The 24,689-nt window shown below is 57.7% G+C and carries 23 protein-coding genes; 19 read left to right on the top strand and 4 right to left on the bottom strand.

Features of this window, described 5'->3' with window-relative positions:
* Positions 1–12 precede the first annotated feature (12 nt).
* From QRN55_RS14590 to hemC, 4 genes are all read right to left on the bottom strand, one after another.
* Entirely contained in the window at positions 13–1,611 is a 1,599-nt protein-coding gene (locus QRN55_RS14590) for a heme biosynthesis protein HemY (RefSeq protein ID WP_284777253.1), read from the bottom strand.
* Positions 1,612–1,614: 3 nt separating this feature from the next.
* Positions 1,615–2,970: a COG4223 family protein gene (locus tag QRN55_RS14585; RefSeq protein WP_284777252.1), complete on the bottom strand. Its 1,356-nt coding sequence runs from the start codon at positions 2,968–2,970 to the stop codon at positions 1,615–1,617.
* A 72-nt stretch (positions 2,971–3,042) separates the two neighbouring features.
* Positions 3,043–3,780: a uroporphyrinogen-III synthase gene (locus QRN55_RS14580; protein WP_284777251.1), complete on the bottom strand. Its 738-nt coding sequence runs from the start codon at positions 3,778–3,780 to the stop codon at positions 3,043–3,045.
* A gap of 2 nt (positions 3,781–3,782) precedes the next feature.
* A complete protein-coding gene (gene hemC, locus QRN55_RS14575; protein WP_111840435.1) occupies positions 3,783–4,712 on the bottom strand; it encodes a hydroxymethylbilane synthase in 930 nt (309 codons plus the stop codon).
* Between the two features lie 72 nt (positions 4,713–4,784).
* On the opposite strand from hemC, the gene tsaD reads away from it, so the two are divergent.
* The 19 genes from tsaD to lpdA all read left to right on the top strand — a co-directional run bounded on the left by tsaD (position 4,785) and on the right by lpdA (position 24,677).
* Entirely contained in the window at positions 4,785–5,882 is a 1,098-nt protein-coding gene (tsaD, locus tag QRN55_RS14570) for a tRNA (adenosine(37)-N6)-threonylcarbamoyltransferase complex transferase subunit TsaD (RefSeq protein WP_284777250.1), read from the top strand.
* Positions 5,879–6,868, top strand: coding sequence for an NAD(P)H-dependent glycerol-3-phosphate dehydrogenase (locus tag QRN55_RS14565; protein WP_284777249.1), 990 nt, complete (start codon positions 5,879–5,881; stop codon positions 6,866–6,868). Before tsaD ends, QRN55_RS14565 begins: the two co-directional genes overlap by 4 nt.
* A 20-nt stretch (positions 6,869–6,888) precedes the next feature.
* On the top strand, positions 6,889–7,182 hold the full coding sequence (locus tag QRN55_RS14560) for a YciI-like protein (RefSeq protein WP_284777248.1): 294 nt from the start codon (positions 6,889–6,891) through the stop codon (positions 7,180–7,182).
* A 5-nt stretch (positions 7,183–7,187) separates the two neighbouring features.
* Positions 7,188–7,628 (top strand): EVE domain-containing protein, encoded by a 441-nt coding sequence (locus tag QRN55_RS14555; RefSeq protein WP_284777247.1) that lies wholly within the window; start codon positions 7,188–7,190, stop codon positions 7,626–7,628.
* A gap of 6 nt (positions 7,629–7,634) precedes the next feature.
* Entirely contained in the window at positions 7,635–8,279 is a 645-nt protein-coding gene (locus QRN55_RS14550; protein ID WP_284777246.1) for a class I SAM-dependent methyltransferase, read from the top strand.
* A gap of 656 nt (positions 8,280–8,935) precedes the next feature.
* The gene (gene sdhC, locus QRN55_RS14545) at positions 8,936–9,328 is read left to right on the top strand and encodes a succinate dehydrogenase, cytochrome b556 subunit (protein WP_045230942.1); all 393 of its coding nucleotides are present in this window, start codon (positions 8,936–8,938) and stop codon (positions 9,326–9,328) included.
* 12 nt (positions 9,329–9,340) lie between these two features.
* Complete coding sequence (gene sdhD / locus QRN55_RS14540) at positions 9,341–9,721, top strand: succinate dehydrogenase, hydrophobic membrane anchor protein (protein WP_045230859.1); 381 nt, start codon at positions 9,341–9,343, stop codon at positions 9,719–9,721.
* Positions 9,722–9,727: 6 nt separating this feature from the next.
* Positions 9,728–11,572: a succinate dehydrogenase flavoprotein subunit gene (gene sdhA, locus QRN55_RS14535; RefSeq protein WP_284777245.1), complete on the top strand. Its 1,845-nt coding sequence runs from the start codon at positions 9,728–9,730 to the stop codon at positions 11,570–11,572.
* A 17-nt stretch (positions 11,573–11,589) separates the two neighbouring features.
* Positions 11,590–12,369, top strand: a complete 780-nt coding sequence (locus tag QRN55_RS14530; RefSeq protein ID WP_111840426.1) for a succinate dehydrogenase iron-sulfur subunit — start codon at positions 11,590–11,592, stop codon at positions 12,367–12,369.
* A 203-nt stretch (positions 12,370–12,572) separates the two neighbouring features.
* A complete protein-coding gene (locus QRN55_RS14525; protein ID WP_173998833.1) occupies positions 12,573–13,112 on the top strand; it encodes a protease inhibitor Inh/omp19 family protein in 540 nt (179 codons plus the stop codon).
* A 50-nt stretch (positions 13,113–13,162) separates the two neighbouring features.
* Positions 13,163–14,326 (top strand): cell division protein ZapE, encoded by a 1,164-nt coding sequence (gene zapE / locus QRN55_RS14520; RefSeq protein ID WP_284777244.1) that lies wholly within the window; start codon positions 13,163–13,165, stop codon positions 14,324–14,326.
* A 180-nt stretch (positions 14,327–14,506) separates the two neighbouring features.
* Positions 14,507–15,469 carry a malate dehydrogenase gene (gene mdh, locus QRN55_RS14515; RefSeq protein ID WP_045230854.1) on the top strand — a complete coding sequence of 321 codons (963 nt, stop codon included), beginning with the start codon at positions 14,507–14,509 and terminating at the stop codon, positions 15,467–15,469.
* A gap of 30 nt (positions 15,470–15,499) precedes the next feature.
* Positions 15,500–16,693 (top strand): ADP-forming succinate--CoA ligase subunit beta, encoded by a 1,194-nt coding sequence (gene sucC, locus QRN55_RS14510; RefSeq protein WP_284777243.1) that lies wholly within the window; start codon positions 15,500–15,502, stop codon positions 16,691–16,693.
* 17 nt (positions 16,694–16,710) lie between these two features.
* Positions 16,711–17,613 (top strand): succinate--CoA ligase subunit alpha, encoded by a 903-nt coding sequence (gene sucD, locus QRN55_RS14505; RefSeq protein WP_284777242.1) that lies wholly within the window; start codon positions 16,711–16,713, stop codon positions 17,611–17,613.
* Positions 17,614–17,773: 160 nt separating this feature from the next.
* Positions 17,774–20,770, top strand: coding sequence for a 2-oxoglutarate dehydrogenase E1 component (locus QRN55_RS14500; RefSeq protein ID WP_284777241.1), 2,997 nt, complete (start codon positions 17,774–17,776; stop codon positions 20,768–20,770).
* 56 nt (positions 20,771–20,826) lie between these two features.
* The gene (gene odhB / locus QRN55_RS14495; RefSeq protein WP_284777240.1) at positions 20,827–22,068 is read left to right on the top strand and encodes a 2-oxoglutarate dehydrogenase complex dihydrolipoyllysine-residue succinyltransferase; all 1,242 of its coding nucleotides are present in this window, start codon (positions 20,827–20,829) and stop codon (positions 22,066–22,068) included.
* Between the two features lie 70 nt (positions 22,069–22,138).
* Entirely contained in the window at positions 22,139–22,552 is a 414-nt protein-coding gene (locus QRN55_RS14490) for an MAPEG family protein (RefSeq protein ID WP_045230941.1), read from the top strand.
* Positions 22,553–22,563: 11 nt separating this feature from the next.
* Positions 22,564–23,205 (top strand): LysE family translocator, encoded by a 642-nt coding sequence (locus tag QRN55_RS14485; protein WP_284777239.1) that lies wholly within the window; start codon positions 22,564–22,566, stop codon positions 23,203–23,205.
* Between the two features lie 65 nt (positions 23,206–23,270).
* On the top strand, positions 23,271–24,677 hold the full coding sequence (lpdA, locus tag QRN55_RS14480) for a dihydrolipoyl dehydrogenase (RefSeq protein WP_284777238.1): 1,407 nt from the start codon (positions 23,271–23,273) through the stop codon (positions 24,675–24,677).
* Positions 24,678–24,689: the final 12 nt, after the last annotated feature.

The raw sequence follows: 24,689 nt of genomic DNA, 5'->3' as shown, positions 1-24,689 counted from the left end.
CCTTGAAATCGATCAAAACAATTTTAGGCGGGTCTTCTCATCCGGCTCGGCATTGGGCTTTTTCACACCGGGATCATCCGGCAAACCACCGAAAAAAGGTACCGGTTCAGGCCGCTTTTCAGCGTCGGGCTTAGGTTCTTCTTTTCGCGGTGCGGGCGGCTTTTCAACAATTGCCGTCTTCATAGGTCCAGCGACTAGGACAGGCTCAGGTGACTTTACCGGAACCGGTATCTCGATGATCCGCTCGCGCACTTCCGGCTCGGTGATCTCCGGCAGCGATGACAGCGCGTGATCGACCGTGACGCTCTCAACTGGACTTTCCATCTGGCCGAACGGTGTCCTCCACTCGAATGCGTCGAGGCGTCCGTTGACGGGGGAGACGGGGAGCCATTTCTCCGAGACGACGCCATCCGCCACCCAGGCGTAGTCACGCGGTGCGCGCAATGCCTGGGACATCCAATGGCGTATACGACCCTGATCGCCCGTTTCTGCCTCTTCGATATCGGCCATCAACAGAAAGACGCTTTCGCGCGGCTCCATTCGGGCGGCGGCTTCGGCCTTCATCCGTGCCCGTGTGAAGTCGCCAGCGTCGAGAGCGGCCTGCGCAACGGCAAACAGTGACTCGACATTGTTGGGCTTCAGGCTTTCCAGCCGTTCTGCACGCTTCAGACGGTCAACAGCTGTATCACCGCTGCGTGCCCGCACATAAAGCTGTGCGATCTGCGGATGGGGCGCGATTTTCCAGACAGGTTCCAGAACCGCTGCCGCTTTGCGTAGGTTATCCTCGCGCAGGTACGACTTTGCGGCAACGAGTGCAGCCGGGACCAGCGCCTTCGACAGCTTAAGCGCATGCTTGGCATCTTCGCGTGCAGCCTTCGGGTCACTCTCGAATTTTTCTTCGGCCTTTGCCGTCAGGAGCACGGCCTTGAGACGCTCTGCCTCACCACGCTCGATGACACTTGCGGCCTTTTGCTGATCCAGCAAGCGGATCGCATCATCCCACTCTCCATTGCGGGACTTGCTTTCCAAAGTCGCTTGCGCGGCCCATGGCAGATACGGTGCATTCTTGGCTGCATCCTCAGCGTATTCGAGGGCGGCTTCATTTGCCCCTTGGCGACGGGCTTCCATATAGAGCCCTCGAAGACCAAGCTCGCGCGTCTCGGGGTCTTGTGCCATCGCCTCGAATTTGCGACGAGCGGCATCATATTTGCCTTCGATGAGATCGGCCTGCGCTTCCAGCAAATGAATGAGTGGTTCCTGATCGGCGCTCAGCAGGCCTTGTGTGCGTGCTGTCATCTTACGCGCGAGCAGAGCGTTGCCAGCACCGGCAGCAATGAGGCCGGTCGAGAGTGCCTGATAGCCACGGTCGCGCTTGCGCGAACGGAAGTAACGGCGCGCTACATGTGGAGAGTTCCACAGGGTGTTGAACATCCACCAGACGATCATGACCGCTGCAATCAACGCTGCGACGGCGCAGGCTGCTGTCATGAGGCTCATTTCGATCAATTGGCCCTGCCAGACCAGGGAGAGTTCCCCCGGACGGTCTGCAAGCCAGGAAAAGCCATAGGCAACGACAAGTATGAAGACGACGAAGCTGATGATCTTGGTCATATCTTATCCCTGCTGGCCAGTGCGAGTGATGGCGCGGGTCAACGTTCCGTTCACGAGGTCTTCCACCTGAACACGGGCATCGAGCGACTTCTTGAAATCGGCTGATGCAGTCTTGGCAGCATCGGGAACACCGTCCCATTCCAGTGACGCACCCTTGAGGTCGCCGTTTCGCAGCTTGTCTTCCATCCGGGCGATCTTCGCCTCGGCACCTTCACCTTCTACGTTCCCGACAGGCCGGACTTTCACCAGCGACAGGGCGCTTTCGGTTAGCCGATCGATGACGCCCTGGTTGGGATCACTCTGGCGCAGCGAATCGAGCATGGCACTCGCTACATCGGGGAAATTGCGCGTAAGCTCGGCACGAGACGGCACGCCAGTCGCAGCGAATGGGCGAAGCGACTGAACGGCTGGGTCATCGGGTGTAACCTTTGAAAGCGTGTCCAGTTCAGTCAGGAACGGGCCGCCGCGGTCAATCGCAGCTTTAAGACCGGCTGAGGCGATGGCGCGGGCGACTTCAATATCGTCCCGAGGCTCATTGATCTTGGTTTCAGCATCGGTCAGACGTCGCGTCAGGTCTGCGTTGGTCGCATCCTGCGCTGTCTTCTCCGACTGTAGCGCAGCGACGGTGGATTCGAGTGCGGTGACTTTACCAGCGATATCACCGCTCGCGGTCGGCGCGGAATTTTCCAGAGCGGCGAGGCGCGTTTCAAGTGCAGATGTATCGGCAGACGAGTTTGGGTTACTTGCCGCCTGCTCGCGAAGTGCTGAGACCTGAGACTTGAGCGTCGCGAGTTCGTCGGAAGAAGTATTGTTGCCGGAGAACGGCGGTAGATAACCGGCATATTGCATGCTTCCCGCTGCCAGAAGCGCAATCAAACCGCCAACGATGCCTGCAAGGAGAAGGCCTGAACTACCAGCTTCGTTTCGTGCCGTTATTTTCGGGGTTGCTGCTGCCGTGGAAGAGTATTTGGTGTCCACGGCGGGTTTGCTCGTCTCCGCCTTGGGCTGTTCCTTCTTCGTATCGTCAGGCTTCGGCGTATCTTTTTTTAAAGGCGGCACGGAGGTCGCCTTCGGCGTGTCGGGCGCGGGTTTGGCATCATCGGCCTTGTGAATGTTCGGCTCAGGCTCGATGGGCTTCTTGACCTGCTGGTCCCAAATCGGCTTGGGGTTCTCATCAGGTGCCGCCGCAGGTGCGCTCTGGGCGGGGGTAGGTGTCTCTGCCGTATCGGTTTTTGCAGCGGTTGAACCGGCTGCAGTGTCCGCATCTTTGCCGATTTCTTTCACGTCGTTGGCGTCCAGATCAATCGTGACCGGCTCGGCGGTGGACTTGGAGTGGCGTGGCGGCTTTCCCGATACCATGACAACCTCATTCTGCCTGCATTTCCCTAAACCTAGTCAGTGATAACGGCAAAGGAAAGGGGCAAGAGGGAATTAGGTTCCCGTCATCTGACCAAGCAGATCAAACATTTCGGTCTCACGGGGGGTCCTGGCTGCAAATGCCTTGGCTTGCAGCGGTTCTGGAATGAGAGCGAGAACCTTATCACTGATGCAGATGAATTTGATGTGAGCGGAAACAATCTGAACGCCAGTGCGATGCATCAGATCGAAAAAACCTCGAACCGCCTCGCTGGAGTAAAAAAGAACGGCATCTATTGGTCGCGAGGACACGATGGCCTCCAAACCGGCACGGTCCCAGTTTACCGGCTCCATCCCGTATACTTCAACGGTTTCAAATGGAATGTGCAGCGCGCAGAGGCGCTCTTCGAAGCCGACCTCTCTTACAGAGCCCGCCAGATAAAGAACTGTGCCCGCCTGTCTCTCGATGCCGATGTCAGAGATGGTCTGGGCCAGTTCATGGCCATCGCCCTTGCCCGCGACGACGTTTTCAAAACCTGCAGAACGCGCTGCATTGGCCGATGCTTGTCCGACCGCAAACAGCGTTGTGTGTCGGATCGTGTCCATATCTACGCCGCACGCCACTATGGCTCGGATGGCTTCGGCACTCGTTATCGCCAGTGTGTCAAAGCGTTTCGAAAATGCTGATGCAACAGCTTTAGAATTATGGATCGGTCTGGTCAGCGGCAGCATCACAGGGTCGTGCCCGCGTTCGCGCAAAAGCTCCGCCGTCTTCAGCCCCGATGCTTCCGGGCGGGTGACGACGACGCGCATGGTCAGGTCCAACCTTCAAAGAAACCAGTGCCAGCGGCAGCGCGAACCTGTTCTCCTGCCTGTCTGCCGAGTGCCAAGGCCTGCGTGCATTTGCCCGTTATCTCGACACTGTGTTCGCTGCGACCATCCGGTGTGAGGATAAGGCCGGAAAAATGCATATCGTCCCCCTCGCAAGTCGCGTAGCCGGCGATGGGTGTACGGCAGGAGCCATCCAGAACCGACAGAAACGCACGTTCGCAGGATACGGCATCGAAGGTGGGACAGTGGTTGATGGCAGCCAGCAGACTATCAATGCGCGTGTCACCGATGCGACTTTCAATGCCGATGGCGCCCTGCGCGGGCGCTGGTAGAAAGTCCGTCGTTTCTAGCACCTGCGTGGGAACGTCCGCCATATCAAGCCGCTTAAGTCCGGCAAAGGCGAGCAATGTCGCGTCTGCCTGGCCATCTTCCAGTTTGCGCAGACGCGTGGCCACCGCACCGCGAAACAGGATGACGTTGAGATCAGGCCTGACGCGGCGGATCAATGCCTGTCGGCGCAGCGATGCGGAGCCTACGGTCGCGCCGTGTGGCAATTCGGTCAGCTTCGGCGCGGCGCGGCCGATAAAGGCGTCGCGGACATCCTCGCGCGGAAGAAATGCCGACAGGTACAATCCATCAGGCAGCTTTGTCGCAATATCCTTGGAGGAATGAACGGCGAAATCCAGTTCGCCGGACAGAAGCTGTGTTTCCAGTTCTTCCGTGAACAGACCCTTGCCGCCAACTTCCGAAAGTGCGCGGTCAGCAATGCGGTCACCCTTTGTGGAGATCGGCACGATCTCGAACATCTCGGTCGCAAGACCGTGGGCCGCCATAAGGCGATCGCGCGTCTCGTGTGCCTGCGCTAGTGCCAACGGGCTGGCGCGTGTGCCGATTCGGAAAGGTTTTGTTTGCATCCGCTTCTATCCATTGTTACCGGAGGTGTTCGTACCCAAGTTTCCTGAGCACCGCAATCAACGAACCGGCTGATGACCCCCTTTCTTCGTATCCTCGGCATAGAGACAAGTTGTGACGAAACCGCCGCATCCGTGGTGGTTCGGCATGCTGACGGGCGTGGGGAAATCATCTCCGACGTCGTTTTGTCGCAGCTGGAGGAGCACAGTGCCTATGGTGGCGTGGTGCCCGAGATTGCAGCACGCGCGCATGTCGAGGCGCTCGATACGTTGATAGAAGAAGCATTGGCCAAGGCCGGTGTGACGCTGGCGGATATCGATGCCGTCGCCGCCACCTCTGGTCCGGGTTTGATCGGCGGTCTGATCGTCGGCCTGATGACAGGCAAGGCCATCGCCAAGGCGGCGGGCAAACCGCTCTATGCCGTCAACCATCTGGAAGGCCACGCGCTGACTGCGCGGCTGACGGATGGACTGTCGTTTCCCTACCTCATGCTCTTGGTGTCCGGAGGGCATACGCAGCTTATTCTCGTGCGTGGCGTCGGGCAGTATGAGCGCTGGGGCACGACGATTGACGATGCGCTGGGCGAAGCGTTCGACAAGACGGCGAAGCTTTTGGGATTACCCTATCCCGGCGGGCCCGCGGTCGAAAAGGCCGCTTCCAATGGCGATCCCGATCGTTTCGCACTTCCGCGCCCCATGGTCGGCGAAGCGCGTCTGGACTTTTCCTTCTCTGGCCTGAAAACAGCCGTAAGGCAGGCCGCTACCGCCATTGCTCCGCTGTCTGAACAGGATATCTCTGATATTTGCGCGTCATTCCAGAAAGCAGTTTCGCGCACCTTGAAGGACCGTATCGGTCGCGGCTTGCAACGGTTTTCGGGTGAGTTTCCTTCGGTTGAGGGCCGTCCTGCGCTGGTGGTTGCCGGTGGTGTCGCTGCCAACAAGGAAATCCGCAGCACGCTTCAGACCCTGTGCGATACCAATGGCTTCCGCTTCGTCGCACCACCGCTAGAACTGTGCACCGACAATGCTGCGATGATTGCCTGGGCAGGGTTGGAGCGCATGGCACAGGGTATGGAGCCTGATGGGCTCGATGTACAGCCCCGTTCGCGCTGGCCGCTGGATGCGCAAGCGCAGACGTTGATCGGGTTTGGCAAGCGCGGGGCCAAGGCATGAGTGATAGGGAAAAACTTGTCGTCATCGGTGCTGGCGCTTTTGGAACGGCCATCGCCGTCGTGGTTGCACTGGAGAACCGCCACGACGTAACCCTTCTGGGCCGCGATGCCGCTTTGATGGCGGACTTGCGCAATCTCGGTGTTCACGAGGCGGCGCTGCCGGGAATATCCTTGCCGGATGCGCTTCACTATTCCGCAGAGCCCGATGTGCTTCATGCTGCCGATATCGTTCTGTTTGCCATGCCTTCGCAGGCCCAGGCGGATGCGGCGCGGTATTACGGCCCCTATCTCTCCAAAGAGGCTGTCGTCGTGACCTGCGCCAAGGGCATCGACCGCTCATCCAGGCAATTGTTGACCGACGTGCTGGAGCATGAATTGCCGAACCATCCGGTTGGCGTTCTCTCAGGCCCCGGCTTTGCTGCCGATATCGCAAGCGGCCTGCCGACAGCCATGGCGGTCGCTGCTGGTGATCGTGCCGTGGCCGAGCGATTGGCGCAAACGATTTCCGGTCAGACGTTTCGGCTCTATGCTTCCACGGACCGAACAGGCGTGCAGCTTGGTGGTGCGCTGAAGAATGTGTTGGCAATCGCCTGCGGTATCGTCGAAGGGGCGGGGCTTGGCGATTCCGCCAGAGCAGCGCTGATCTCGCGAGGACTGGCGGAAATGTCGCGTCTGGTTGCGGCCATGGGCGGCATGGCGGATACGGTTCGCGGTCTTTCCGGGCTTGGCGATCTCGTCCTGACGGCCACCAGCCATCAATCGCGCAATTTGCGCTTCGGCATTCTGCTGGGGCAGGGCGGTGATCCCGCCTCTTTCCACGGCGGGCTTGTCGAAGGCGCTTATGCCGCCTCCATCGCGTCGCGGATCGCCGCAGACCTTGGTGTCGAGATGCCGGTGACGAGTGCGGTGGCAGCCATCATCGATGGTCGGTTGGATGTCAAAACCGCGATACAACAATTGATGACGCGCCCGATCACCACCGAATAGGGCGACAAGAGGAGACGAAAATGTTGTTTGCTTTCATCTGCAAAGACAAGCCCGACCATCTGCATGTGCGCATGGAAACCCGCCCCGTGCATCTGGAGCACCTCAACAAGCTCAATGCCGATGGAATCTTGAAAATGGCAGGTCCGTTTCTGGATGCCGATGGCAAGCCAAATGGCAGTCTGGTGATCGTCGAGGCAGCAGATATCGACGCTGCACGGGCGCTGGCCGATGCCGACCCCTACGCGAGAGCCGGTCTATTCGAAAGCGTCGATGTGAAGCCCTATAATTGGGTCTTCAACAATCCTGGAGCGTAAGACAGATGGCGAATTACTGGCTTTTCAAATCCGAGCCGGCGACATGGTCCTGGGAGCAGCAAAAGGCCAAGGGCGATGCGGGGGAAGAGTGGACGGGCGTTCGCAATTATCAGGCACGCAACAACATGCGCGCCATGAAAATTGGCGATAAGGGGTTCTTCTACCATTCCAATGAAGGCTTGGAAGTCGTCGGCATTGTCGAGGTCTGCGAGTTGTCGCAGCCGGATTCTTCGGCTGAGGGTGACCATCGCTGGGATTGCGTCCACATCAAAGCAGTCTGCGACATGCCGCAGCCGGTGTCCTTGAAGGACGTGAAGGCCAGCCCGAAGCTTGCGGATATGTCTTTGGTCACATCCATGCGGCTTTCCGTGCAGCCGGTGACCGAAGACGAATATCTGGAAGTCTGCCGCATGGGTAAGCTCGACAAGCCGCCACGCACGAAATGATGTCGATTGAAAACCGAGCCTGAAACATTCATTCGCGACAATACTAGCATCATGGCGCCGCCGCACGTGTCGGAGGTCAGGCTTCATCTGGCGAGTGAGGCCCATGATCTGTGGCTGAAGACGGAAGAAGAGCTACAGGAAATCGGCCTGCCGCCGCCGTTCTGGGCTTTTGCCTGGGCAGGCGGGCAGGGGCTTGCGCGTTATATCATCGATAATCCCGAGACGGTGCAAGGCAAGCGCGTGGTGGATTTCGCAAGCGGTTCCGGGCTGGTCGCCATCGCCGCTGCGAAGGCTGGTGCCGCGCAGATAACGGCTATTGATATAGACCCGTGGGCTGAGACAGCCATAAAGCTTAACGCCTGCGAAAATGACGTTGTCATCGGTTTTTCAGGTCGCGATGTCATTGGCTCCGACATGGACACCGAGGTGCTTCTGGCCGGAGATGTTTTTTACGATCGCGCTTTTGCCGAAGCTTTGACACCCTGGCTTTTCGCGCTCGCTGTAAAAGGTGTGAAAGTTCTGGTTGGGGACCCGGGTCGGGCCTATTTGCCCTTAGATCGCTTAAGGGCCTGTGCGACCTACGAGGTGCCGGTCACGCGGGCGCTGGAAGACAGCGACGTGAAGAAGACGACGGTCTGGGAGTTCGTCTGATCGATCATCAGGGCCTGATGACGCAGACGCCTGCTTCATACGAGCAATTTTCACCGCTTGCTCTACTATCGACATGGATAATCCTCGGTGAGGCTGTGTCGTTACGATAGCGGACGCCTCTTCCTGAGCCTTCAACCGTGAAATAATTCCCGTTGCGTGGAGCGCGGCTTGCGTAAAACGCGCCAGAATAGGTCCCGACGCCTTTAAGATACGACGGCAGGCCATCTCCACCATAGTACGATTTGCCTTGATGTCGGGTGTGGGAATAGTCAATGTGGCCACGCGTCTCTAAGGATTGCGCACTCGCGACCGTTGAAAACGACGTCGCCATCAGAGCCGAAGCAAGCATGATTCGGATATAAAACATGAATGTATCGCTCCATATTCTGGGGTCTTGAATCGGAAATAAAATTGACGTTTACGTAAGATATTTTTATCAGTGACACTTGGAAACGCTTGATATTTTATTTTCGATCCGTGAAACACGAAAGATTCTTTGATACCCAATCGATTAAATTCGTTTCGAAGGTCAATTGCGCTTGTGGTCATGGCTCCGTGCTATTAAAGGTCGCGGTTGGTGCAATGCACATTTTTCCTTTATGTGCGTTGTTTGGGGGCGCCCGCAATTCGGTGCGCAGGAACGCCGTGAGGTTTATATGGCGAATACGACAAGCAATCGGCCATTGTCGCCGCATCTTCAAGTCTACAAGCTTATTCCAACCATGCTTGCGTCGATCGTGCACCGCATTACCGGTGCAGCGCTCTACTTCGGCACGTTGCTGGTCGCCTGGTGGCTGATCGCGACGGCGTCGGGTGTCGATGCCTATAGCTGGGTTCAGTGGGCCATGAGCTCCATCATCGGAAAGCTCGTTTTGATCGGCTACACCTGGGCGCTCGTTCACCATATGCTTGGCGGTTTTCGCCACTTCATGTGGGATCTGGGCCATGGCTTCGACAAGCATTTCACCACGAAGATCGCCAAGGCGTCTTGGGTGGTTTCGATCTGTCTGACCGCGCTGATCTGGGTTGTCGCCCTGATCGTGCGCTGAGGAGATACTGTCATGGATATGCGTACACCTCTCAATAAGGTTCGCGGTCTGGGTTCTGCCAAGGAAGGCACCGAGCACTTCTGGCGCCAGCGCGTCACCGCGATTGCCAACGTGCCGCTGCTGATCTTCTTCGTCGTGTTTCTGGTGATGTATGGCGGCGCGCCGTACGACGTGGTTGCCTCGGCTCTTTCGAACCCGCTGGTTGCCGTGACGATGGTTCTTGTCGTCGTCTCCGGTATCATCCACATGAAGCTGGGCATGCAGGTCATCATCGAAGACTATGTTCACGCGGAAGTGCCGAAGCTGGTTCTTTTGATGCTCAACACCTTCTTCTCGGTGATCATGGCTGGTCTCTGTCTCTTCGCCGTTCTGAAAATCGCATTCGCAGGATAATCCGTCATGGCATCGATCAGTTCACCTACTCAGAACGGCAAGGCCTATACTTACGTCGACCACTCCTATGATGTGATCGTTGTGGGCGCTGGCGGCGCGGGTCTTCGCGCGACGCTCGGCATGGCCGAACAGGGCTTCAAGACAGCCTGTATCACCAAGGTTTTCCCGACCCGTTCGCACACGGTTGCAGCACAGGGCGGTATTGCCGCCTCGCTCAACAACATGACGCCGGATAGCTGGCAGTGGCACCTTTACGATACCGTCAAGGGTTCCGACTGGCTGGGCGACGTGGACGCCATGCAGTATCTGGCCATGGAAGCGCCGAAGGCGGTCTATGAGCTGGAGCATTACGGCGTCCCGTTTTCGCGTAACGCTGAAGGCAAGATTTACCAGCGTCCGTTCGGCGGTCACATGCAGAATTACGGCGAAGGCCCGCCGGTACAGCGTACCTGTGCCGCTGCCGACCGTACCGGACACGCCATTCTGCACACGCTTTACGGCCAGTCGTTGCGCAACAATGCCGAATTCTTCATCGAATATTTCGCGCTCGACCTCATCATGTCCGATGATGGCAGCCGTTGCACGGGCGTCGTTGCCTGGAACCTCGATGACGGAACGATCCACCGCTTCACCGCCAAGATGGTCGTTCTGGCGACCGGTGGTTATGGTCGCGCCTACTTCTCGGCGACATCTGCGCATACCTGCACGGGTGATGGCGGCGGCATGGTTGCCCGCGCCGGTCTTCCGCTTCAGGACATGGAATTCGTTCAGTTCCACCCAACCGGTATTTACGGCGCAGGCTGTCTGATTACCGAAGGTGCGCGCGGTGAAGGCGGCTATCTCGTCAACTCCGAAGGCGAGCGCTTCATGGAGCGCTATGCGCCATCTGCCAAGGATCTGGCCTCGCGTGACGTCGTCTCTCGCTGCATGACCATGGAAATTCGTGAAGGCCGTGGCGTTGGCAAGAACAAGGACCACATCTTCCTGCATCTGGATCACCTCGACCCGGCCATTCTGCACGAACGCCTGCCGGGCATCTCCGAAAGCGCCAAGATTTTCGCAGGCGTGGACGTGACGCGCGAGCCGATCCCGGTTCTGCCGACGGTTCACTACAATATGGGCGGCATTCCCACCAACTATTGGGGCGAAGTGCTGAATGCCGACAGCGAAAACCCAGAACGCATCCTTCCCGGCCTGATGGCCGTGGGTGAAGCTGGTTGCGCTTCGGTGCACGGTGCAAACCGTCTCGGCTCCAACTCGCTGATCGACCTCGTGGTCTTCGGTCGCGCCGCCGCCATTCGCGCAGCGGAGGTTATCGATCGCAACAGTGCTATTCCGGCGCTCAACGTCGCTGCCTGTGACAAGATCATGGATCGCTTCGACCGTCTGCGCAACGCCAATGGCGGCACGCCAACTGCTGTGCTGCGCGACAAGATGCAGCGCGCCATGCAGGACGATGCCGCCGTGTTCCGCACGCAGGAATCGCTGGAAAGCGGTTGCAAGCGTATTTCCGCCATCTGGAAAGAGCTGCCTGACATCAAGGTCACCGACCGTTCGATGGTCTGGAACTCCGATCTGGTTGAGACGCTCGAACTCGAAAACCTCATGGCCAATGCCATCACGACCGTTTACGGCGCGGAAGCCCGTAAGGAAAGCCGTGGCAGCCATGCGCGTGAAGATTTCGTCGACGGTCCTTTCGGTGGTCGCGACGACGTCAACTGGCGCAAGCACACGCTGGCCTGGGTCAACGAGCAGGGCGATGTGAAGCTTGATTACCGTCCGGTTCACACCGATCTCATTGCTGAGGGTATCGATCTCCAGAAGATCGCGCCCAAAGCACGCGTCTATTGATTTGAGAGGAACTGGACATGGTTGAACTTGCTCTTCCCAAGAACTCTCAGATGACCGAAGGCAAGGTCTGGCCGAAGCCGGCAGGCGCGAAGAATGTTCGCGAATACCGGGTTTACCGCTGGAACCCTGACGACGGCCAGAACCCGCGCATCGATACTTATTACATCGATGTCGATGATTGCGGCCCGATGGTTCTCGATGCGCTTCTCTACATCAAGAACAATGTCGATCCGACGCTGACGTTGCGCCGTTCCTGTCGCGAGGGCATTTGCGGTTCCTGCGCCATGAACATCGATGGCACGAACACGCTGGCCTGCACCAAGGGCATGGAAGAGATCACCGGCACGGTGAAGGTCTATCCTCTGCCGCACATGCCGGTCGTGAAGGACCTCGTTCCTGACCTCTCGAACTTCTACGCCCAGCATCGCTCCATCGAACCATGGCTGAAGACGGTGTCTCCGACGCCTGCCAAGGAATGGAAGCAGAGCCATGACGACCGCCAGAAGCTGGATGGCCTCTATGAGTGCATTCTGTGCGCCTGCTGCTCGGCGTCCTGTCCCAGCTACTGGTGGAATGGCGACCGTTATCTCGGTCCTGCCGTTCTACTACAGGCCTACCGCTGGCTCATCGACAGCCGCGATGAGGCAACGGGCGAACGTCTCGATAACCTCGAAGATCCGTTCCGCCTCTATCGCTGCCACACCATCATGAACTGCGCGCAGGCATGCCCTAAGGGTCTTAACCCTGCCAAGGCGATTGCCGAGATCAAGAAGATGATGGTCGAGCGTCGCGTTTAAAGGTGGCTCATAATTGAAGATAATGAACAGGCCGCGACTCCCCGTCGTGGCCTGTTTGATAATAACGGGGCTGGAAATTTCTATAAAAATCGACTGAAATTGCAATTATCGCGGTAGCGGCTTGCGTTAGCTAATGCTTTGGTAATAATTCAGCCGTTTTGTGTAGACATGGTCCTGCCGAAGCAGAAAATCGGGAGCTTGAAATGCAGTTCAGATATGTGGTGACGGGTCTAGCGGTCGTTATGAGCCTTGCCGGTTGCCAGCGTACCTCCTTCGATTACAACAACAATAGCGCTCCAAGCGGTAATCCCGGTTACACCCCGCCGCTCCAGGCGCAGCCGGTACCATCCGTGCAGTCCGGCGCGTTGCCACCTCCTGGCGGCTCCGCACAGTTCCCGAATGCACCTGCCAATGCGGCGCCGGGTGGCACTAATGTTGCTTCTGCCGCTCCGGCGGCTGCGATGGATGTCACCAAGGAAGCCATGGTCGGCAACTGGCGCGTGTCAAACGGCGGCGCAAGCTGCGATATGTTCCTGACATTGACGAACCTCGGCAGCGGCTCGCGTGGTGGTACGCGTGGTTGCGCGGGTGAATTGTCGTCCATGGGATCATGGGAAGTCTCCAACAAGATGGTTCAGTTCAAGAACCGCGCCGGCGATACGATCGGTCGTGTCTACAAGACCGGCGATACACGTTATGACGGCACGACCAACAGCGGTCAGCCCCTCAGCCTCAGCCGATAATTTTTGTCACGCGGGCAGCGTTTCACGTTGCTCGCGCCTGAGGCCTGTTTATGAAGCCATTACCCGACTACAATCATAGCGTTGTTGAGCAACTCAACACATTGACCGCATCTGGCGAGCTGAAGGCCGACGCCGCACAACTGGATGTGGCCGCCCATCTCGATCGTATTCTGACCGATCTCAAAATCCGCAAACCGGCCAAGAAGAAAAGCGCACTGGGTTGGATGTTTGCGAAGAAGGCCGGACCTGCCTCGTCCGTCAAAGGTCTTTACGTCGAGGGTAGTGTCGGGCGTGGCAAGACCATGCTGATGGACATGTTCTTTCAGTTGTCACCCATCGAAAAGAAACGCCGCTGCCATTTCCACGAATTCATGGCTGACGTCCATAATCGCGTTCATGCGCATCGTCAGAAATTGAAGAACGGGGAGACCAAACAGGCAGATCCTATCCCGCCCGTTGCCGCACAATTGCTAGCCGAGGCGGAGCTGCTGTGTTTTGACGAGTTTTCGGTCACGGATATTGCCGATGCAATGATCCTCGCCCGCCTGTTTACCGAACTCTTCGCCAATGGATGCGTGCTGGTGACGACGTCGAACGTCTTGCCGGACAATCTGTACAAGGATGGGCTCAATCGCAGCCTTTTTCTGCCCTTCGTCGATCTGCTCCAGCAGCATGTTGAGGTCGTTACGCTGAATAGCCCGACCGACTATCGGATGGAAAAGATCAAGAGCCTGCCGGTCTATGTTACGCCACTGGGCGAGGCCGCTGACAAGGCTATGGATGCGGCCTGGCGGCGATTGACAGAAGGTCACGTCAGCGCACCTACCGAGATTGCCAGAAAGGGACGCTCCGTGCTGGTGCCGCAGGCTGCCGGTCGCGTAGCGCGTTTTTCATTCTCCGATCTCTGTGAAAAGCCGCTTGGTGCTTCGGACTTTCTGGCCATCGCTGACCGGTTCGATACCGTTTTCATCGACCATATTCCGTTGCTGAATGCCGACAAGCGCAATGAAACGAAGCGTTTCATCATTCTCATCGATGCCTTCTACGATCGTACGGTAAGGGTCTTCGCCTCCGCTGCGGCTATGCCGGAAGATTTGTTGGAGAAGCGCAAGGGTACGGAAGGTTTCGAGTTTGATCGCACCGCATCGCGGTTGTTCGAGATGCGAAGCGCCGACTATTTGGCGTTACACAACGAAAAACGCGCCGCTGCGTGACACTTTTATAACTTAATTTCTTACGTTTACGTAAGTATTTTATGATCTAAACGATTGAAAATACTGACATCAAAACTATCTGTTGCCATTTATCTGCAATAAAGCTAAGTCGAGTGCGACAATTTAAAGCCGCCATACATCCGCGGCGAAATTGAATTGAAGCTCGAGAGGAAGCATTCGATGTCTCGCAAAAAGATTGCACTTATTGGTTCTGGCATGATCGGCGGCACGCTGGCGCATTTGGCCAGCCTGAAAGAACTGGGCGATATCGTCCTCTTCGATATTGCTGACGGTATTCCACAGGGCAAGGGTCTGGATATTGCCCAGTCCGGTCCTGTCGAAGGTTTCAATGCCAAGCTGACGGGCGCTTCCGACTATGCTGCCATCGAAGGCGCAGACGTCTGCATCGTAACTGCCGGTGTTGCCCGCAAGCCCGGCATGAGTCGCGACGATCTTCTCGGCATCAACCTCAAGGTCATGGAACAGGTCGGCGCTGGCATTAAGAAATATGCCCCGAACGCTTTCGTGATCTGCATCACCAACCCGCTCGACGCCATGGTTTGGGCTCTCCAGAAGTTCTCCGGTCTGCCGAAGAACAAGGTCGTCGGCATGGCTGGCGTTCTCGACAGCGCGCGCTTCCGCCTGTTCCTGTCCGAAGAATTCAACGTCTCCGTTCAGGACGTGACGGCATTCGTTCTCGGCGGCCACGGCGATACTATGGTGCCTTTGGCACGCTACTCCACCGTTGGCGGTATTCCATTGACGGACCTCGTCAAGATGGGCTGGCTCACTGCCGAGCGTCTGGAAGAGATCGTTCAGCGCACGCGTGATGGCGGTGCCGAAATCGTCGGCCTGCTGAAGACCGGTTCGGCCTACTATGCGCCTGCTGCTTCGGCTATCGAAATGGCTGAGTCCTACCTCAAGGACAAGAAGCGCGTTCTGCCTGCTGCGGCCTATCTGTCCGGCCAGTACGGCGTCAACGACATGTATGTCGGCGTTCCCACAATCATCGGTGCAGGCGGTATCGAGCGCATCATCGAAATCGAACTCAACAAGGACGAGGAAGCCGCCTTCCAGAAGTCCGTCGGCGCGGTTGCGGGTCTTTGCGAAGCCTGCGTCAACATTGCTCCGTCGCTGAAGTAATTGCCTTTCGGCACAAACAGGGATTAATCCATGAATATTCATGAATATCAGGCCAAGGCTCTTCTGAAGGGCTATGGTGCGCCGGTGGCCGAAGGGGTTGCTATCCTCAAGGTCGAAGAAGCCGAAGCTGCTGCAAAGCAGCTTCCTGGCCCACTTTACGTGGTCAAGAGCCAGATCCACGCTGGTGGTCGCGGCAAGGGCAAGTTCAATGAACTCGGCCCCGATGCAAAGGGCGGCGTTCGCCTGGCCAAGTCCATTGAGGAAGTCGTTTCTCACGCCAAGGACATGCTCGGCAACACGCTGGTCACAGCGCAGACCGGCGATGCTGGCAAGCAGGTCAACCGTCTCTACATCGAAGACGGCGCGGATATCGACCGTGAACTCTATTGCTCGCTGCTCGTTGATCGTTCCGTCGGTCAGGTAGCTTTCGTGGTTTCCACCGAAGGCGGCATGGACATCGAAGCTGTCGCCCACGACACGCCTGAGAAAATCCACACCATCGCAATCGAGCCTGAAGCCGGTGTAACGGCTAAAAACATCGCAGCGATCTCCAAGGCTCTGGAGCTTTCCAGTGCTGCTGCCGAAGACGCCAAGGCGCTCTTCCCCGCGCTCTACAAGGCCTTCGTCGAAAAGGACATGGCTCTTCTCGAAGTCAACCCGCTGATCGTCATGACCGATGGTCACCTGCGCGTTCTCGACGCCAAGATGTCCTTCGACGGCAACGCAATTTTCCGTCACGACGACGTGAAGCTGCTGCGCGATGAGACCGAAGAAGACGCCAAGGAAATCGAAGCCTCCAAGTGGGACCTCGCCTATGTGGCGCTCGATGGCAACATCGGCTGCATGGTCAATGGTGCCGGTCTTGCCATGGCAACGATGGACATCATCAAGCTGTACGGCAAAGAGCCTGCAAACTTCTGTGACGTCGGCGGTGGTGCTGGCAAGGAGAAGGTCGCGGCTGCGTTCAAGATCATCACTGCTGATCCCAAGGTCGAGGGCATCCTCGTCAACATCTTCGGCGGCATCATGAAGTGCGACGTCATCGCCGAGGGCGTGATCGCCGCGGTGAAGGAAGTTGGTCTCAAGGTTCCGCTCGTCGTGCGCCTTGAAGGCACCAATGTCGAATTGGGCAAGAAGCTTCTGAACGAATCGGGTCTTGCGATTACGGCTGCTGACGATCTGGACGATGCAGCCAAGAAGATCGTTGCGGCGATCAACGCCTAATTGAGGGACTGGAAATAATGTCTATTCTTGTAAATAAAGACACCAAGATCCTCGTTCAGGGTCTGACCGGCAAGACCGGCACCTTCCACACCGAACAGGCGCTTGCTTATTACGGCACGCAGATGGTCGGCGGTATTCACCCGAAGAAGGGTGGCGAAACATGGACTGGCTCCAAGGGCGAAAGCCTGCCGATCTATGCAACCGTTGCGGAAGCCAAGGAAAAGACCGGCGCTGACGCGTCTGTCATCTACGTTCCGCCAGCAGGCGCTGCCGATGCCATCATCGAAGCGATCGAAGCGGAAATCCCGTTCATCACCTGCATCACCGAAGGCATTCCTGTCATGGACATGGTTCGCGTCAAGGCACGGCTGGACCGTTCCAACTCGCGCCTGCTCGGGCCCAACTGCCCAGGCATCATGACGCCGGAAGAATGCAAGATCGGCATCATGCCGGGTTCGATCTTCCGCAAGGGTTCGGTCGGTATTGTCTCGCGCTCCGGCACGCTGACTTACGAAGCCGTGTTCCAGACATCCAACGAAGGCCTTGGCCAGACGACGGCTGTCGGCATCGGTGGCGACCCGGTCAAGGGTACCGAGTTCATCGACATCCTGGAAATGTTCCTCGCTGACGAAGCCACGCAGTCGATCATCATGATCGGCGAAATCGGCGGTGCAGCGGAAGAAGATGCGGCACAGTTCCTGATCGACGAAGCCAAGAAGGGCCGTAAGAAGCCAATGGCTGGCTTTATCGCCGGTCGTACGGCGCCTAAGGGTCGCACCATGGGCCACGCCGGTGCTGTCGTTTCAGGCGGTAAGGGTGATGCGGAGTCCAAGATCGCTGCCATGGAAGCAGCTGGTATCAAGGTTTCGCCATCCCCGGCACGTCTGGGCAAGACGCTGGTCGAAGTCCTCAAGGGCTGAGACGACCAAAAATCTGGCAGCGGGCAGGGGTCGGAAACGGCAGCCTGCCCGAAGCCGCAGGAAGAAGAGTCGATGCTTTCGCATCGGAGACTAAAGCGGCAGACCGACAACGGTCATCAACGGGATTGAGGAGGCGGGCGAATACGTCCGCGAAAGCACCATGGCAAGGCAAGAAGCCAACGAGCAGTTTTCGATCACGTCGTTTCTGGACGGCGCGAATGCAGCCTATATCGAGCAGCTCTACGCCCGGTATGAGGAGGATCCATCCTCCGTATCGCCAGAATGGCAGAGCTTCTTCAAGGGGCTTTCCGATAATCCAGAAGATGTGAAGAAAGCCGCGCAGGGCGCTTCCTGGAAGCGCTCCAACTGGCCGATTGCGGCCAATGGCGACCTGATTTCGGCGCTGGATGGCAACTGGGCCACCGTCGAAAAGGCCATCGAAAAGAAGGTTCAGGCCAAGGCGGAAGCCAAGGGCGCTGAAACCGGCAAGGCCGTGAGCGAAGCTGAGGTTCTTCAGGCGACACGCGACAGCGTCCGCGCCATCATGATGATCCGCGCCTACCGTATGCGCGGTCACCTGCATGCCAAGCTCGATCCGCTCGGCATTGCCAGCGCGGTTGAGGACTACAACGAGCTGTCGCCGAAGTCCTATGGCTTCGAGGAAAGCGATTACGACCGCAAGATTTTCATCGATAACGTCCTTGGCCTCGAATATGCCAGCGTTCGTGAGATGATCGAAATTCTCGAACGGACCTACTGTACGACACTCGGTGTCGAGTTCATGCACATGTCCAGCCCGGACGAAAAAGGCTGGATTCAGGAACGTATCGAAGGCCCGGACAAGGGCGTTGCCTTCACCGCTGAAGGCAAGAAGGCTATTCTCTCAAAGCTCGTCGAAGCCGAAGGCTACGAGCAGTTCCTCGACGTTCGCTTCAAAGGCACCAAGCGCTTCGGCCTCGATGGCAGTGAATCGCTCATCCCGGCGCTCGAACAGATCATCAAGCGTGGTGGTCAGGACGGCCTTGAAGAGGTCGTGCTGGGCATGGCCCACCGTGGTCGCCTCAACGTTTTGACCAACGTCATGGGCAAGCCGCACCGCGCCGTTTTCCACGAGTTCAAGGGCGGTTCGTTCAAGCCGGACGATGTCGAAGGTTCCGGTGACGTGAAGTATCATCTGGGTGCTTCTTCCGACCGTGAATTCGATGGTAACAAGGTTCACCTGTCGCTGACGGCAAACCCGTCGCACCTTGAAATCGTCAACCCTGTGGTCATGGGCAAGGCCCGCGCCAAGCAGGACCAACTGGCCAAGGCCTGGGATGGTGACACAATTCCGCTATCCGAGCGCGCAAAGGTTCTGCCGCTGCTGCTGCACGGCGATGCTGCTTTTGCAGGTCAGGGCGTGGTTGCTGAAATTCTCGGACTGTCCGGTCTTCGCGGTCACCGTGTTGCTGGCACCATGCACTTCATCATCAACAACCAGATCGGCTTTACGACGAACCCGGGCTTTTCGCGCTCGTCGCCTTATCCATCCGACGTTGCCAAGATGATCGAAGCACCGATCTTCCACGTCAATGGTGATGACCCTGAAGCTGTCGTGTATGCAGCCAAGGTCGCGACCGAATACCGCATGAAGTTCCACAAGCCTGTTGTGGTCGACATGTTCTGCTACCGTCGCTTTGGCCACAACGAAGGTGATGAGCCATCCTTCACGCAGCCGAAGATGTACAAGGTTATTCGTGCGCACAAGACGGTTGCCAATATCTATGCCGAGCGTCTGATTGCCGAAGGTCTGATTACCGAAGGCGAATTTGAGAAGATGAAGGCCGACTGGCGCGCGCATCTGGAGCAGGAATTCGAAGCAGGGCAGAGCTACAAGCCGAACAAGGCCGACTGGCTGGACGGTCAGTGGTCCGGTCTTCGTGCCGCCGACAATGCCGATGAGCAGCGTCGTGGCAAGACCGGCGCTCCGATGAAGCAGCTGAAGGAAATCGGTCGCAAGCTGTCGACCATTCCTGAAGGCTTCAAGGCGCACAAGACCATCCAGCGTTTCATGGAAAACCGTGCGCAGATGATCGAGACCGGCGAAGGTCTGGATTGGGCGATGGCGGAAGCCATGGCGTTCGGCTCGCTGGTTGTTGACGGTCACAAGATCCGTCTCTCCGGTCAGGATTGCGAACGCGGCACGTTCTCGCAGCGTCACTCGGTTCTCTACGATCAGGAGACGGAAGAGCGTTACATTCCGCTGGCAAACCTTGCACCGACGCAGGCGCGCTACGAAGTCATCAACTCCATGCTCTCTGAAGAAGCTGTTCTCGGCTTCGAATATGGCTACTCGCTGGCTCGCCCGAATGCATTGACGCTTTGGGAAGCCCAGTTCGGTGACTTCGCCAACGGTGCGCAGGTCGTGTTCGACCAGTTCATCTCGTCTGGTGAGCGCAAGTGGCTGCGCATGTCCGGTCTCGTCTGCCTTCTGCCGCATGGTTATGAAGGACAGGGACCGGAACACTCGTCCGCTCGTCTGGAACGCTGGCTGCAGATGTGCGCCGAAGACAACATGCAGGTCGCAAACGTTACGACGCCGGCTAACTACTTCCACATCCTGCGCCGCCAGGTGAAGCGCGACTTCCGCAAGCCGCTCATCCTGATGACGCCGAAGTCCCTCCTGCGCCACAAGCGTGCGACCTCTTCGCTGACGGAACTGGGTGGCGAGTCCTCCTTCCACCGTCTGCTGTGGGACGATGCCGAGGTCATCAAGGACGGCCCGATCAAGCTGCAGAAGGATTCGAAAATCCGTCGCGTCGTGCTTTGCACGGGTAAGGTTTACTACGATCTGCTCGAAGAGCGTGAAAAGCGTGGCATTGACGACGTCTATCTGCTGCGCATCGAACAGCTCTATCCGTTCCCGGCCAAGGCGCTCATCAACGAGCTGTCCCGCTTCCGCAACGCCGAGATGGTCTGGTGCCAGGAAGAGCCGAAGAACATGGGTGCGTGGTCGTTCATCGACCCTTATCTGGAATGGGTCCTGGCCCATATCGATGCCAAGTACCAGAAGGTCCGTTACACGGGTCGTCCGGCTGCTGCATCGCCTGCAACAGGCCTGATGTCCAAGCACCTCGCGCAGCTCGCGGCATTCCTGGAAGACGCGCTGGGAGAGTGAAAACTCTTCCCATCGCACCCTCTCAAAACAGCTATTTGATGAAACGGAACTAGATCATGGCCACTGAAATCCGCGTACCAACCCTCGGCGAGTCCGTCAGCGAAGCAACTGTCGGAACCTGGTTCAAAAAGGTTGGCGATACCGTCAAGGCCGATGAGCCGCTGGTAGAGCTGGAAACCGACAAGGTAACCGTTGAAGTTCCGGCACCCGCCTCCGGCGTGCTGACCGAGATCGTTGCCCAGAATGGCGAGACGGTTGGCCTTGACGCTCTGCTGGGCCAGATCGCAGAAGGTGCCGCGGGCGCTGCTCCATCCGCACCGGCTGCTGCGCCTGCAAAGGCACCTGAACCAGCCGCTGCTGCCGCAGCCCCTGCTGCTGCTGTTTCGTCCGCTGCGCCAAGCTCCATGCCGCCTGCACCGGCTGCTGGCAAACTCTTGTCAGAAAACAACCTCTCTGCCGATCAGGTCGATGGTTCCGGCAAGCGCGGACAGGTCTTGAAGGGTGACGTGCTGGCCGCTGTTGCCAAGGGTACGTCTGCACCAGCCGCGGCCCCGGCTGCCGTTGCTGCACCCCGCCCGGTTTCTTCGGAAGGCGATGCCATTCGCGAAGAGCGCGTGAAGATGACGCGCCTGCGCCAGACGATTGCACGTCGCCTGAAGGACGCGCAGAACACAGCCGCCATGCTGACCACTTACAACGAAGTGGACATGACAGCGGTGATGGAACTGCGCAATCGCTACAAGGACGTGTTCGAGAAGAAGCATGGCGTCAAGCTCGGCTTCATGGGCTTCTTCACCAAGGCCGTTACGCACGCCCTGAAGGAACTGCCAGCCGTCAACGCTGAGATCGATGGCACCGACATCATCTACAAGAACTATTGTCACGTCGGCATGGCTGTCGGCACCGACAAGGGTCTTGTCGTCCCTGTCATCCGCGATGCCGATCAGCGTTCTATCGCTGGCGTCGAGAAAGAACTCGGTCGTCTTGCCAAGGCAGCCCGCGACGGTTCGCTTGGCATGGCCGACATGCAGGGCGGCACCTTCACGATCACCAATGGTGGTGTCTACGGCTCGCTGATGTCTTCGCCGATCCTCAACGCTCCGCAATCCGGTATTCTCGGTATGCATAAGATTCAGGAGCGTCCGGTCGCTATCGGCGGTCAGGTCGTGATCCGTCCGATGATGTATCTGGCGCTGTCCTACGATCACCGTATCGTTGACGGGAAGGAAGCCGTAACCTTCCTCGTCCGCGTCAAGGAAAGCCTTGAAGATCCCGAGCGTCTGGTTCTCGATCTCTGATCGAACTTGCTTTTTTCAGTCAGCGGGGTTTCAAGTGAAATCCCGCTGAAATTGTCTCAGGAGCTTGCTTGTGCAACCTACTTTCCTCGCCGCCTCACCGTTTTTACCCCTCATCGGGGTCAGTGTGCTCATTCTTATGGTGCATATCGCGCTGCAGGCCATGATCGCGACGAAAGAGCTCGGTAGTAGCTGGAATGCCGGTCCGCGTGATGACGGCAAAAAAGTACAGGGTAAGCTTGCTGGCCGCGCTGAGCGCGCAGCTTCGAATTTTCTCGAAACCTATGTCGCCTTCATCGCCTTGGCCTTCGGCGTTATCATGGCGGGCGACCCGGTCGGCCTTGCGTTGATCGGCGCCTGGATCTGGATTGTCTGCCGCATCGTCTACATACCCCTGTATCTGGCAGGCATCCCCTATATCCGGTCGCTGGTCTGGGTCGGCTCGATGATCGGGCTCTTGCTCATGCTCTTCGTGTTGTTGTTCTAGGAGGCAGGTTGATGCACCAATATCTGATCGAACTTGCATCCTTGATGGCAATCTTCTTCTTCGCCATCGTGTCTCCCGGCGCCGATCTCGCTATGGTCATGCGCCAGGCGATGACCCATGGGCGCCGCGAAGCGATCATCACCAGCTTTGGCGTTGGAACATCCTTGATGTTCCATGTGACCTATACGATCCTTGGACTGGGGCTGATCATCTCGCAGTCCATTTATCTCTTCAACATCGTCAAATGGCTCGGCGTTGCCTATCTCATCTATATCGGTGTCAAAGCCCTGCGGGCTGGCAAGATGGAAATGCCGGAGGTCGAAGGCGCCGAGATCATTCAGAAGAAGCGGCAGTCGGGCTTAAAGGCTTTCACGCTTGGTTTTGCGGCGAACGCGCTCAACCCGAAGCCCGTATTCTTCTTTTTGTCGATCTTCTCGACGGTTGTGCATGCGCACACGCCGGTTCCGATCAAGTTCGGCTACGGCTTCGTCATGGCCAGTTGCCTTATCCTCTGGTTCGTCGGTGTCAGCATGTTCATGACAACGCCGCGCATGCGCGCAGCCTTCGCCCGCGCAAGCCAATGGATCGACCGCACCAGCGGCGTCGTGTTCATCGCGCTCGGCATCAAACTGGCAACGGAAAAGTCGGCCTGAGTTTTTAGGTCAAACGAAAGTAGGGTGGCTCACGTTGCTGCCCCCAATCTATCAGGAACGAACACATGGCATATGATGTAGTTGTAATCGGCACAGGCCCTGGCGGATATGTTTGCGCGATCAAGGCGGCACAGCTTGGTTTGAAAGTTGCCGTTATCGAAAAGCGTGCGACCTATGGCGGCACTTGCCTCAACGTCGGCTGCATTCCATCCAAGGCGCTGCTGCACGCATCGGAAGTTTTCGCGCATGTGGCCCATGGCGTCGATAGTCTTGGTATTGAAGTTGCTGCGCCGACGCTCAACCTCGACAAGATGATGGCGCATAAGGACGGTGTGGTGAAGGCCAACGTCGATGGCGTTTCCTTCCTCTTCAAGAAAAACAAGGTCGACACCTTCCAGGGTCTCGGCAAGATCGTGTCTGCCGGCAAGGTGTCCGTTACCAACGATGCGGGTGAGGTTCAGGAAATCGAAACCAAGAACATCGTCATCGCGACCGGTTCCGACATCGCGGGTATTCCAGGCGTGCAGGTCGATATCGATGAGCAGGTCATCGTCTCTTCCACAGGCGGCATTGCGCTGACGAAGGTTCCAGAAAAGATGATCGTCGTCGGTGGCGGTGTCATCGGCCTCGAGCTCGGCTCGGTCTGGGCGCGTCTGGGCGCCAAGGTCACGGTCGTTGAATATCTCGACAATATTCTCGCTGGCATGGATGGCGAACTTTCCAAGCAGGCGCAGCGTCTGTTTGCCAAACAGGGCATTGATTTCAAGCTGGGCGCCAAGGTCACCGCCGTCGAAAAGACTGGTGATGGCGCCAAGGTTACGTTCGAGCCGGTCAAGGGCGGTGCGGCTGAAACGCTCGACGCCAATGTCGTGCTGATTTCCACCGGTCGTAAGCCTTTCACTGAGGGTCTCGGTCTGACGGAAGCAGGCGTCGTGCTGGATAGCCGTGGCCGCGTCGAGATCGATGGTCATTACAAGACCAATGTCGACGGCATCTATGCCATCGGTGACGTGGTCAAGGGCCCGATGCTGGCGCACAAGGCTGAAGATGAAGGCGTGGCGCTGGCAGAAATTCTCGCCGGCCAGCATGGCCATGTGAATTACGACGTCATTCCCGGCGTGGTCTACACCCAGCCTGAAGTCGCCTCCGTTGGCAAGACGGAAGAGGAATTGAAAGCTGCGGGCATCGCCTACAAGGTCGGCAAATTCCCCTTCACCGCCAATGGTCGCGCTCGCGCCATGCAGGTCACGGACGGTTTCGTGAAAATTCTGGCTGACAAGGACACCGACAAGGTTCTCGGCGGTCACATCCTCGGCTTCGGCGCTGGCGAGTTGATCCAGGAAATTTCCGTGCTGATGGAATTCGGCGGTTCTTCGGAAGATCTGGGCCGTACCTGCCATGCGCACCCGACCATGTCTGAAGCGGTGAAGGAAGCGGCACTCGCCACCTTCTTCAAGCCGATCCACATGTAAGCTTTCAAGCCA

Origin of the sequence: Agrobacterium sp. lyk4-40-TYG-31 (genome assembly GCF_030209855.1) — a bacterium.
Classification (GTDB): Bacteria; Pseudomonadota; Alphaproteobacteria; order Rhizobiales; family Rhizobiaceae; genus Agrobacterium; species Agrobacterium vaccinii.
Note: the sequence above shows the minus strand (reverse complement) of the source record. Positions and strands in the feature narration are given on the sequence as shown.